We start from the raw sequence: 11,358 nt of genomic DNA on the forward strand, positions 1-11,358 counted from the left end.
CCGCCACCACCGACTGTCCAGTCGAGGATGGCGGGCGCGCTACTTGTGTGCCTACGAAACGCTGACGCGGGTAACATGGCCCATAATCAGCCCGTGCGTGGTGGCGCCCGCAATGTGCGGACGCCGCCTTTCACACGTTATTTCTTCTTGGCTTTGCCCATGTCTTTCTTGGGTTTGGCGCATGCCTTCTTGCCCTTCGGCGCCTTCTCTGCCATATCGCAGTTGCAGCCGCAACCCTTGGCAGCGGGATCGCCATCGGCGATGTGGCCCATCTCCATCTTCTTCATGCCCATCATCATCTTTTCGCGTTCCTTGAAGGCCTTGGCAACGCCGGCGCCGTATGCCGGATCGGCCTTGGTGCAATGCTCAATGTGACGCTGCTTGATGAAGTCCGGCACGCCACACATCGCGCGCGCCGTGTTCTCAAAGAGGCGCTGCTTTTGGCCATCGGTCATCTTGCGAAAGCGAATGCCGGGCTGCGTGAAGTAGTCGTCGTCATCCTCCCGGAAATTCCAGTTATCGCCATCGCCATTGACCGGCGTGGCCGGCTGGCGGTACTCGGGCTGTTCCTGCCAGGCGCCGAAGCTGTTCGGCTCATAACTGGTCTTGCTGCCGTAGTTGCCGTCAACACGCATCATGCCGTCGCGCGAATAACCCGTCACCGGGCAGCGTGCCTTATTCACCGGTATCAGGTGATGATTGACGCCGAGGCGGTAACGCTGGGCATCACCATAGCCAAAGAGACGCGCCTGGAGCATCTTGTCCGGCGAAAAACCAACGCCCGGCACGACGCTGCCGGGATTGAAGGCCGCCTGCTCAACCTCCGCAAAGTAATTCTCGGGATTGCGGTTGAGCTCCATCATGCCGACGTCGATCAGCGGATAGTCGTCCGTCGACCAGTCTTTGGTCAAATCGAAGGGATTGTATGGCAACTTCCGTGCCTGCTCTTCCGTCATCAGCTGGAAACACAGCTTCCAACGCGGGAAGTCGCCGGCTTCAATATGCTCGTACAAATCGCGCTGGTGGCTGTCACGATCCTTGCCAACCAGCATCTCGGCCTCTGCGTCCGTCAAGTACTTAATCGGCTGCTGGCACACCCAGTGAAATTTCACCCACGTGCGCTGATTCTTCTTGTTGTAGAGGCTGAAGGTGTGGCTGCCAAAGCCGTGCATGTTCCGGTAAGACGCCGGCAGACCATCGTCACTCATGGTGATGGTGACTTGGTTGAGCGCCTCCGGCAGACTCGTCCAGAAATCCCAGTTGCTCGTCGGCGAATGCAAATGCGTCCGCGGGTCCTTCTTCACCACGTGATTCAAATCGGAAAAATGCTGGCCGTCACGCAGGAAAAAAACCGGCGTGTTGTTGCCAACCAAATCCCAATTGCCTTCCTCTGTGTAGAATTTTACCGCAAAACCACGGATGTCGCGCTCGGCATCCGCCGCGCCACGAAAACCCGCCACCGTCGAGAAACGCGCAAAAACCTCGGTCTTCTTGCCGATCTTCTCAAAAAGCTTCGCCCGGCTGTATTTGGTCACGTCATGCGTCACCGTAAAGGTCCCAAAAGCGCCAGAGCCCTTCGCATGCATGCGACGCTCCGGAATGACTTCGCGATTGAAATTGGCCAGTTTCTCCAGCAGCCAAACATCCTCCAGCAACACCGGACCACGCGGCCCAGCCGTACGCGAATTCTGATTGTCAGCTACCGGCGCACCAAAATTGGTCGTCAACTTGTCTTTTTTCATGTTCGGTCATTCCTTGCTTTGATTTGATTTGCTTTGATTTGGACTCTGTTCTGTCAGGGCTCCCTACGAAGACAAACGCGGGCGTGCTGCTGGCCAAACACCTCCTTGTGAATCAGTAATAAATCACAAATGAATCCTACAACCTGGGCTTTGCGCCACCACAAAAAATCCCGCGGGCTGAGCCAGACCGCAGGCAATAAAGCATAACGCCTAGTTTACTCCTTTTACGAATAGTTAGCAAATAGAAGCCGTGCCTAAATACACCGCCGCTGCACTTTTCCCGGCGAACAAGCCCCTTCTGGCCACCTCGGCTGTTTCCTTTTAGTCTAAGGTCATTATATTTGGGCAGCATTTTTATCCCCTGCTCCCACTCCACCTTGTCAAACACGAAGTCCTGTCATCATGAATCTGAATCCCAAGCCCGACACCCAGAAAATTCTGCAGCGCGCCACCGACGTCTTGGACATTGAAATCAATGGCCTGACGGCCATCCGGGATGGCCTTGGCCAGCCCTTTGTCGATCTGGTGCACCGCTGCCTGGAAATCCTCGGCGCCGGCGGCAAAATCGTCCTCAGCGGCATTGGCAAGAGCGGTCACATCAGCCAGAAGATTGCGGCGACGCTGGCGAGCACGGGCTCCCGTGCCGTCTTCATGCACCCCGTCGAAGCCATGCACGGCGACCTCGGCATCATTTCGCCGCTGGACATTCTGCTGGCCGTCAGCTACAGCGGCGAGACCGACGAGCTGCTCGCCGTGCTGCCGGCAGTCAAACGCCTGGGGGTCGACATCATCGCCATCACCGCCACAGGCGACTCGCGCCTCGGCAACGTCGCCGACATGGTCGTGCCCATGCCAGTGCCACGCGAAGCCTGTCCCTTCAACCTGGCCCCAACTACGACGACCACCGCGCTCGCCGCCCTCGGCGATGCCCTCGCCATGGTCCTCCTCGACTGCCGCCGCTTCGGCATCAACGACTACGCCAAACTCCATCCCGCCGGCGCCATCGGCCGCAGCATCAGCCTTACCGTCAGAGACCTCATGCGTAGCGGCCAGCAAGCACCGCGCGTCACCCCCGGCACCAGCGTCCGCGACGCACTGCTGGCCATGACCAACGCCCGCTGCGGCGCCGTCGCCATCGTCGACGCCGACGACGTCGTCCTCGGCATCTTCACCGACGGCGACTTCCGCCGCCAGATCACCCGCAATGCCGCCGTCCTCGAAGCTGCCATCGAAAGCGTCATGACCCCCAAGCCCATCACCATCTCCGTCAACGCCCTCGCCGTCGAAATCATGAAGCTGCTGGAAAAACGCAAGATCGACGACATCATCGCCGTGGACGAACAAGGCCGCCTCGCCGGCCTCGTCGATATCCAGGACCTGCCCAAATTCAAGGTCATGTAACTACCACCATCGCACCCAGAGGACAAGCATGCGCCATCTTCATCACCAAGTAGATTTCTGTGTCGTCGGCGGCGGTATCGCCGGCATGTTCGCGGCCATCGCCGCCGCCCGTCGCGGCGCCAAAGTCGCCCTCATCCAGGACCGGCCCGTGCTCGGCGGCAACGCCTCCAGCGAAATCCGCATGTGGATTTGCGGCGCCCATGGCCTCAACAACCGCGAAACTGGCCTCCTCGAAGAAATCAACCTCGAAAACAACTACCGCAACCCCGGCTCCAATTTCTCCATCTGGGACAGCGTCCTCTACCAGGCCGTGCGCTTCGAACCCAATATCGACTTGATGCTCAACTGTTCCGTCAATGACGCCACCATGGCCAACGGCCGCATCGTCAGCGTCAAAGGCTGGCAAACCACCACCGAGACTTGGCATGTCGTCACCGCCAAACTCTTCGCTGACTGCTCCGGTGACAGCATCCTCGCACCACTGACCAACGCCAAATTCCGCCTCGGCCGCGAAGCCCGCGATGAATACAACGAAGACATCGAACCACCCGTCGCCGACCGCAAAACCATGGGCATGAGCTGCCTCCTCCAGGCCCGCGAAACCGACTCGCCAAAGTCCTACACCCCACCCAAGTGGGCACGCAAATTCCCCGACGACGCGTCGCTGCCCAACCGCGGCCACGGCTACACCGGCACCAACAACTTCTGGTGGATCGAACTCGGCGGCGAAAACGACTCCATTCACGACAGCGAAGAACTCCGCGACCAGCTGCTGGCCATCGCCTTCGGCGTCTGGGACCACATCAAAAACCACGGCGACCACGGCGCCGCCAACTGGGAGCTCAACTGGGTCGGCTTCCTCCCCGGCAAGCGCGAAAGCCGCCGTTACCTCGGCGACCACGTCCTCACCCAAAACGACGTCCGCGCTGAAGGCCGCTTCGCCGATATGATCGCCTACGGCGGCTGGAGCATGGACGACCACCACCCCGCCGGCTTCAACCACCCCGGCGCACCCACCATCTTCCACCCGGCGCCATCGCCTTTCGGCATCCCCTACCGCTGCCTCTATTCGGCCAACGTGCCCAATCTCTTCTTCGCCGGCCGCAATATCAGCACCACCCACGCCGCCATGAGTTCCACCCGCGTCATGGCGACCTGCGGGCTCCTCGGCCAGGCCGTCGGCACCGCCGCCGCCATCGCCGTCGCCAAGGGCTGTACCCCGCGCGATGTCGGCCAAAACTACATCACCCAACTGCAGCAGGCCTTGCTGGACGATGACTGCTTCCTGCCCTGGCAACGCCGCGTTGTCGCTGAGTTGAGCACCTCAGCCGCGCTCAAGGCGTCCGTCAACGATCCCGAGCCACTGCGCAACGGCCTCGACCGCCCCAGCAAAAACGACCAGGGCGCCTGGGACGACAACTCCTGGCAGGGCCCCGCCGAAGCTTGGGTCGAATACGACTTCGGCTGCGTCGTCACCGTCAGCCAGGCCCGCATGACTTTCGATAGCGATCTCAACCGCTGCGGTAAGGGCGCTTGCGCCAAACAGGGCGAAAAGAACATCCTGTCCAATTTCCCCCTCAACCAGCCACCACGGGAAACCCCGCCCACACTTGTCAAGGCCTTCCGCCTCGAAGCCAAAGGCGCCGACGGCCAATGGCGCTGCGTCCATCGCGAAGACAACAACTACCAGCGCCTGGTGCGCGTGCCACTGGCCATTCAGGCCAGCGCCGTGCGCATCGTCCCCGAAGCAACTTGGGGCGCCGACACCTGCAAGCTTTTCGCCTTCGAACTGTCCTGACACGAAAGATCCACCGCATGAGCAGCGACGCCGCATCCGACCAAGCTCCCCCCGAGCACTGCCAGTATTACGACCGCAGGCACGGCCGCGTCGCCACGGAGACCATCCTCGGCGACCGGTTGCTGCGCCTGGCCTACTGCAGCCCCGCCCGACACCTGCTCTCCTGGCCGCTCTTCGGCAACGTCCTGCTCTCCCGCCTCATGGGCTACTACGCCGACCGGCCGGCCTCGCGCCTACGCATTCCCCAGACCATCGTCGATCTAAATATCGATATGGACGACTTCGTCATCCCCGATGAGGGTTTCCGCTGCTTCAACGACTTCTTCTGCCGTAAGCTCCACCCCGGCGCCCGCGAGTTCTGCCCCGACCCCACGCGGCTCTGCTCGCCTGCCGATTGCCGCCTTACCGTCTGGCCTGAACTCAACGACGACTGCTGCATACCCGTCAAAGGCGCCACCTTCACCGTCAGCGAACTGCTCGGCCACGAAGGCGCGGACGTCGCCGGCCAATTCCGCGGCGGCGCCCTCTGCATCTGCCGCCTCTGCCCGGCCGACTACCACCGCTACCACTACCCCGACGACGGCCGAGAACGACGACGCTGGCGCATCAAGGGCCGCTACCACTCAGTACACCCACTGGCTCTGCGCAGCCAACTGCGCGTGTTCAGCGAAAATGTCCGCACGGTGTCGTTACTGGACCTCGAGCATTTTGGCCTGACGGCCTTTATCGAAGTCGGTGCCTTCGGCGTGGCCTCAATCGTCCAGACACACACGCAAGAGGCTTTCGCCCGGGGTGACGAAAAAGGCCTCTTCGCCTTCGGCGGCTCGACCATCATCATGATCTTCCGCCCCGGCAGCATCCGTTTTGACGACGACTTGGTCGCCCGCAGCACCACCGGCATGGAATGCCTGGTGCGCGTCGGCGAAGCCATCGGCTGCACCCCCACAACACCTTGACAACAAGCCACCGGCCGGTCCAACCAGGAGTATGCACATGGCCCCCTTCTCAGTCCGCTTCATCGGTACCTGCACCTGCGTTCCCAGCGGGCCCGACCAGGACAGCACCTGCATGGTTCTGGATCATTCCATCATGATCGACACCGGCTGGAATGGCGCCATCAACATGCTCGCCCACGGCGAGGACCCCAACTTCATCAATTTCCTCTTCATCACCCACTGCCACCAAGATCACTACATGGGCCTGCCAGGACTGCTCTTCAGCCAAGTCTTCCGCAATCGCGCCAAGGTCAATAAGGAGCCGTTGGTCATCCTCGGCCCACTGCCCGAAATCAAGCTCGTGGTCGAACGCGCACTGTACTTCCTGCGCACCGATGTCTATGACGATGTCGCCCCAACACCCGTCGTCGTGCCTCTGCGGCCCGGCAGCAGCTTCGAAACGCCACGCTTCACGGTAACGACCTGCCCGACTATCCACCCCGTGTCCGGCCTGTGCTATCGCTTCACGGAGCACGACAGCGGCAAAAGCGTGGTCTTCACCGGCGACACGGCCTACCTCGAATCACTGGCTCAACACGCCCAAGACTGCGATCTGCTGGTCCACGAGGCCAGCTACGGCCCGAGCCACCACGACCCCAACGGCGTCAACGGCCACTCCGGCGCACCGGACGCCGCCGCCATCGCCAAACTGGCCAACGCCAAGCGCCTCGCCCTCGTCCACTACAACCCGTCGTCACGCGCTGCCACCACCGCCGCCGCCCGCGCTATCTTCCCCAATACCGTCGCCCCACTGCCCGGCGAATCCCTGTCTGTGGAGTAAGGCGAGCCCACAATAATAACGGCCCCAACGCATACGGGGCGGAAAAGTCCATCGGTCTTTCCCGCCCCATTGCATTTTTATGAGTGTCCCGGATTTGCCGGCACCCTTATTTATGCGCGCTGATGACTTCCCAGATGGCATCAGCGATGGCGGCCATGCCGCGATCACCCGGATGCCCAGCCACGCCTTTGTGCTCAAACTGCCGCTCAGAACGGGCGAAATACTCTTCCTTGCCGGCAAAATTGCTGAGATCGACATAGATGCCGCCCGTGGCCACGCAGGCTTCGCGCAACAGGCGGTCTTTCACCGCATGCGGCCAGAAGCTGCCACGCACGAAGAGCCGGTTCGTCCCATCCGCCCGCAAAGCCGTCATCAAGGCCTGCAGGGCCTTGAGCAAGGCCGCTTCCTGCTCGGGATCACCCGGCGCCGGAATGTTCTCGCCAATGGCTAACACCACGAGGTCGGGCTTGAACTCCAAGTATTTCTTCAGCACCTCGTTCACATCCGCGCTGGCATAGCCGCGTTCAAAACCGGCGATGTTGCCAATCATGAACTCGGGCGCCTGCCCTTGCCGGGCCGTCGTAAATTTCTGCACCAGCAGATGCGCGTAGTCCTTCGCCAAGGCGCTGGCAGCCATGCCCCAGTTGTCGTGCCAGCCAATATCCGCCTTGGGACCATGCAAGGTAATGCTGTTGCCCAAAATCAACACCCTGTCGGCTTGCGCCGCCGTTTTCCCTGGCACCACGCCATCGCCATGCACCGCCAAGGCCAATAACATCACCGCCGCTGGTCCCATGAACCTCATGTCGTTCTCTCCTCTGTAGGTTGCCGTAGCGCCTGCTACCAGGCGTGCAAAAAGTGATCCCAAATATACCGCGATACCCTCCCGCAACAAACCAGAGCGTCCAGACAGTCCAAGGCACGCATAAAAAATCTTGCGGGAGATATTGCCAAACGCCCATTTTTTTCATAAACTTTCTCCGACTGCACAAAATCTTGCCGCTGCGCTAGCACGGGCGTCCAACATCGGTAGATTATGCGCGGTTTTTTTGTCTATTAGCCAATAAATAGAACCAGCCAGACGGAATCCCGCCATGAAAGAAGACAAAGAACAACGAGTAGTCACCATCACCGGCCAAGTCGATATCTTCGAAGATATGCCCGGAGCCGACGCCGATGCCATTTCCATCCTCTGCCAGGACGGCAATGAATACATCGTCACCACGAGAAAAATGGTCAAGAGGCTCATGCCCTTCGCTGGCGAAGAAGTCGATATTCTTTTCCAGGGAACCATCAGCAAAGACCACAGCGGCCTCGACATCCTCACCGTGCATAGCTTCAAAGTCCTCTCCGAGGAAGCACTGGAACTGGTAAGCCCCGCCGTCAAAGAAGCGCCACTACCACGCCCCAAGCACAAAAAAAAGGCTCTTCAGGAAACTTAGTGGGTAGATTTTTCGACGTTTTGTGCTCAGAACCAAGACAACGCCTTGTCACATGGGGGGAAAAAAGCCAGCTAATCGTACGCATAAAATAGTGTAACTTGTTGATATTCAACGATCAATTAATGTTCAAATTATGATGCCCGCCCAGCTTTCCATGTCAATTTGTATGGAAGGCAGTCGGAGCAATCTTCCGCTTCGGTGTTTCTTGTTATTGCAAGAATGCCTTCACTTTTGTTGCACCCGATCATTTTTGTGTTTCATTACCTCATGGCCACGCAATGCCCAGTCAATCACCTGACCTCGTCATTCACATTGAGCCATGGGAGTCCGCCATGAACTTGGAGTCGTTTTATCAACGCGTGATTAATCCGCCATCGCCCTGGACTGTCTCCAAGGTCGAAATTTCCGACGACAGTACCCGTGTTGACGTCTGGCTGATCCATCAGGAGCATTATCGCTTTTCGTGTCATGCCTGTCACACCCCATCACCTACTTACGACCATGCTCCGGAAAGAACCTGGCAACATCTGGACACCTGCGAGTGCAAGACCTACCTTCATGCCCGTATTCCCCGAGTTCAATGCCCCAAGCATGGGATCGTCAACAGCGACTTTCCTCTGGCTGATTCACAGATCTCAATTACATACAAGATGGAAAGCAAGTGCATCAAGACCATCCAGGCCTCCAATTTGACCGATGCGTCCGAACTAACGAGGGTGTCTTGGGACATGTTGGAAAGTATCCGCGATCGGGCCGTCAAGCGAGGGCTTGAGCGACGTGGCGATACGACGCCGGTCATCATGGGACTTGACGAGAAGCAGGTGTTTTCCAGACATCGCTATTTCACCATTATCACTGACATTGGCAATGGGAGCGTGTTTGACGTGGTGGACAAGCGGCGCATTGATGACATCAGCCCCTGGTTTGAAAAACGCAAGGAAAGTTTGAAAAACGTCCAGATCGCGGCCATGGACATGAGTGCGGGGTATGAGCGTATTGCGTCAAACTTCATGCCCAATGCCGAACTGTGTTTTGATCATTTCCATGTGATGCAGGTCGTCCAAAAGGCAGTGGACAGCACACGAAAGCAAGAACAGGCCACGATGAGCGATGAGGACAAGAAAAGCATGTTCGGAGCGCGCCATGATTTTCTGTATGGCAGGGAGAATCTTCCTGACAAAAACAAGGCCAGGTTCGAAAAAGTTAGACAGATTGCCAAGAAAACGGCGCGGGCATGGGCAATCAAGGAAAACCTTCGCGACATGTGGACAACTTGCCCCGACAAAGAAGAGACGCCGAAGTATTTCAAACACTGGTACTGGTGGGCGACGCATTCACAAATTCCGGACATGGCAAAAGCCGCCCATACGCTGAAAAACCACTTCTATGGCATAGTGGCTGCAATCGAACATGGGGTCAGCAATGCCCTGACCGAGGGGCTGAACAGCAAAATTGAGGCTGTCAAGAGAAGTGCATGTGGTTTCAAAAACAAAGAATCTTTACGCAATGCAATTCTGTTTCATTGCGGGAAACTTAACCTGCTGCCAGAGGCCGCCAACTAGCACTTGCACTCAAATTTGCAACCCACGGAATTGCCTGAAGCACCAAAAAAAACGACTATGACGATGATGATGAAGAAGAAGACATCGAAGGCGTCGACCACGTCGTCGACGCAGACTGGCATGACGTGGATGATGACAACGAGGATGACGACGATCTCGATGATCTCGATGATCTCGATGATCTCGATGACCTCGATGATCTCGATGAGACCGCACCATAAGGCCGGAAAAAAACGCTGAAGACGCCCGATCAGACTGATCTGGCTGATCATCAGACCGATCAGACCGATCAGACCGATCAAGTCGACGATCCGTCCGATCGGTCCGATCCGTCCGATCCGTCCGCGATAACCAGAAAGAAGATCCGTCCGATCCGTCCGCGATAACCAGAAAGACGATCCGTCCGATCCGTCCGCGATAACCAGAAAGAATATCCGTCCGCTCCGTCCGCGCTATGCCCGTCCCATTTCCTCTGGAGGAGAACCGCCACATGATGCGTTATGCCGATAGCAGCCGCCGACCCAATTTCAGCAAAGACCCGGCCGTCGTCCGCCTTCACGGCCGCTATCTGCTGTATTATTCCATACCGCCGCACGGGGATGGCCGTACCGACGATGGCTGGGGCATCGGCGTCGCTGAAAGCCACGACCTGGACAATTGGCAGCCCATCGCTGCCCTGTCGCCCTTCGGCCTCTACGAGAAAAAAGGCTTCTGCGCCCCCGGCGCCATCGTTCTCAACGGCCGCGTTCATCTCTTCTACCAGACCTACGGCAATGGCCGCCATGACGCCATCTGCCACGCCAGTTCCAGCGACGGCGTGACCTTCGAACGCAATCCCGGCAATCCCGTCTTCAAAGCCTCTGGCAACTGGAACTGTGGCCGCGCCATTGACGCCGACGTCGTCGTCAACGGCGATCAGCTACTGCTCTACTGGGCCACGCGCGATCCGGATTTCAAACAGCAACTCATAGGAGTCGCAGCCGCACCGCTGTCCTCCTCTTTCGGTCCTAACGACTGGCAACAGCTCTGTGACCAGAGTATCCTGCGTCCAGAACTGCCGTGGGAAGGCGATTGCATCGAAGGCCCAGCGCTCTTCCGTCACAACAGCGTCCTGCACATGTTCTACGCCGGCGCCTACAACAACTGGCCACAGCAAATCGGTTGCGCCCGCAGCCTCGATGGTGTACACTGGCAACGCCTCTCGGACAAGCCGGTGCTCCCGAACGGCGCCCCCGGAACCTGGAACGCCTGCGAATCAGGACACCCCTTCGCCTTCACCGACGACGACGGCAGCGTCCATCTCTTCTTCCAAGGCAACAACGACATGGGCAAGACATGGTTTATCTCACGCCTGCGCGTGCTATGGGACGAGGACAAAGACCTGCCAAGGTTCCAACTCTAAACGCCATTCCGCACAATATGCGTAATCTATGGGGCGATCTGCCGATCGCCACTACCTCGCGACTTCCTACCGGCGGCGTGAATTGCTGCGCAGCAGCAAGACATGCCGCCAAAAACAATCTGCGCTAATCGACGTCATCTGCGGATAAAAAAACGTCTTCTGCGCGCCTTCGCGCCTTCGCGTGAGAAAAAACGTCTTCTGCGCGCCTTCGCGCCTTCGCGTGAGAAAAAAAAGG

The 11,358-nt window shown here is 58.6% G+C and carries 10 protein-coding genes; 7 read left to right on the forward strand and 3 right to left on the reverse strand.

From position 1 onward, the window contains the following. Positions 1 to 137 precede the first annotated feature (137 nt). Entirely contained in the window at positions 138 to 1,742 is a 1,605-nt protein-coding gene (locus tag J3R75_RS18565; RefSeq protein WP_307264916.1) for a catalase, read from the reverse strand. 402 nt (positions 1,743 to 2,144) lie between these two features. Between J3R75_RS18565 and J3R75_RS18570 the strand changes: the two genes are divergently transcribed. Genes J3R75_RS18570 through J3R75_RS18585 form a run of 4 tightly spaced genes read left to right on the forward strand, consistent with a single transcriptional unit; the run spans position 2,145 to position 6,717 of the window. Beyond that, a complete protein-coding gene (locus J3R75_RS18570; RefSeq protein WP_307264919.1) occupies positions 2,145 to 3,143 on the forward strand; it encodes a KpsF/GutQ family sugar-phosphate isomerase in 999 nt (332 codons plus the stop codon). Positions 3,144 to 3,171: 28 nt separating this feature from the next. After that, positions 3,172 to 4,941 carry an FAD-dependent oxidoreductase gene (locus J3R75_RS18575; RefSeq protein ID WP_307264921.1) on the forward strand — a complete coding sequence of 590 codons (1,770 nt, stop codon included), beginning with the start codon at positions 3,172 to 3,174 and terminating at the stop codon, positions 4,939 to 4,941. Between the two features lie 17 nt (positions 4,942 to 4,958). After that, positions 4,959 to 5,897: a phosphatidylserine decarboxylase gene (locus tag J3R75_RS18580; RefSeq protein ID WP_307264924.1), complete on the forward strand. Its 939-nt coding sequence runs from the start codon at positions 4,959 to 4,961 to the stop codon at positions 5,895 to 5,897. Positions 5,898 to 5,934: 37 nt separating this feature from the next. Next, positions 5,935 to 6,717, forward strand: coding sequence for an MBL fold metallo-hydrolase (locus J3R75_RS18585; protein WP_307264926.1), 783 nt, complete (start codon positions 5,935 to 5,937; stop codon positions 6,715 to 6,717). Positions 6,718 to 6,823: 106 nt separating this feature from the next. On the opposite strand, the gene J3R75_RS18590 is transcribed toward J3R75_RS18585, so the two are convergent. After that, the gene (locus J3R75_RS18590) at positions 6,824 to 7,522 is read right to left on the reverse strand and encodes an SGNH/GDSL hydrolase family protein (RefSeq protein WP_307264929.1); all 699 of its coding nucleotides are present in this window, start codon (positions 7,520 to 7,522) and stop codon (positions 6,824 to 6,826) included. A gap of 289 nt (positions 7,523 to 7,811) precedes the next feature. On the opposite strand from J3R75_RS18590, the gene J3R75_RS18595 reads away from it, so the two are divergent. Both J3R75_RS18595 and J3R75_RS18600 read left to right on the forward strand, forming a co-directional pair. Further along, complete coding sequence (locus tag J3R75_RS18595) at positions 7,812 to 8,159, forward strand: hypothetical protein (RefSeq protein WP_307264931.1); 348 nt, start codon at positions 7,812 to 7,814, stop codon at positions 8,157 to 8,159. 278 nt (positions 8,160 to 8,437) lie between these two features. Next, on the forward strand, positions 8,438 to 9,721 hold the full coding sequence (locus tag J3R75_RS18600; protein WP_307259144.1) for an ISL3 family transposase: 1,284 nt from the start codon (positions 8,438 to 8,440) through the stop codon (positions 9,719 to 9,721). Here J3R75_RS18600 and J3R75_RS18605 read toward each other — a convergent pair. Further along, the gene (locus J3R75_RS18605) at positions 9,718 to 10,023 is read right to left on the reverse strand and encodes a hypothetical protein (protein WP_307264933.1); all 306 of its coding nucleotides are present in this window, start codon (positions 10,021 to 10,023) and stop codon (positions 9,718 to 9,720) included. The two genes, J3R75_RS18600 and J3R75_RS18605, sit on opposite strands and share 4 nt — an antisense overlap. A gap of 188 nt (positions 10,024 to 10,211) precedes the next feature. On the opposite strand from J3R75_RS18605, the gene J3R75_RS18610 reads away from it, so the two are divergent. Beyond that, positions 10,212 to 11,123, forward strand: coding sequence for a family 43 glycosylhydrolase (locus J3R75_RS18610; RefSeq protein WP_307264935.1), 912 nt, complete (start codon positions 10,212 to 10,214; stop codon positions 11,121 to 11,123). Positions 11,124 to 11,358: the final 235 nt, after the last annotated feature.

The organism is Oligosphaera ethanolica (assembly GCF_030814695.1).
Classification (GTDB): Bacteria; Verrucomicrobiota; Lentisphaeria; order Oligosphaerales; family Oligosphaeraceae; genus Oligosphaera; species Oligosphaera ethanolica.

Excerpts from the sequence above, each read along its gene's own strand:
- J3R75_RS18595 (WP_307264931.1), top strand. The coding sequence starts at position 7,812 with ATGAAAGAAGACAAAGAACAACGAGTAGTCACCATCACCGGCCAAGTC.
- J3R75_RS18600 (WP_307259144.1), top strand. The coding sequence starts at position 8,438 with ATGCCCAGTCAATCACCTGACCTCGTCATTCACATTGAGCCATGGGAG.
- J3R75_RS18565 (WP_307264916.1), bottom strand. The coding sequence starts at position 1,742 with ATGAAAAAAGACAAGTTGACGACCAATTTTGGTGCGCCGGTAGCTGAC.
- J3R75_RS18585 (WP_307264926.1), top strand. The coding sequence starts at position 5,935 with ATGGCCCCCTTCTCAGTCCGCTTCATCGGTACCTGCACCTGCGTTCCC.
- J3R75_RS18580 (WP_307264924.1), top strand. The coding sequence starts at position 4,959 with ATGAGCAGCGACGCCGCATCCGACCAAGCTCCCCCCGAGCACTGCCAG.
- J3R75_RS18575 (WP_307264921.1), top strand. The coding sequence starts at position 3,172 with ATGCGCCATCTTCATCACCAAGTAGATTTCTGTGTCGTCGGCGGCGGT.
- J3R75_RS18590 (WP_307264929.1), bottom strand. The coding sequence starts at position 7,522 with ATGAGGTTCATGGGACCAGCGGCGGTGATGTTATTGGCCTTGGCGGTG.
- J3R75_RS18570 (WP_307264919.1), top strand. The coding sequence starts at position 2,145 with ATGAATCTGAATCCCAAGCCCGACACCCAGAAAATTCTGCAGCGCGCC.
- J3R75_RS18610 (WP_307264935.1), top strand. The coding sequence starts at position 10,212 with ATGATGCGTTATGCCGATAGCAGCCGCCGACCCAATTTCAGCAAAGAC.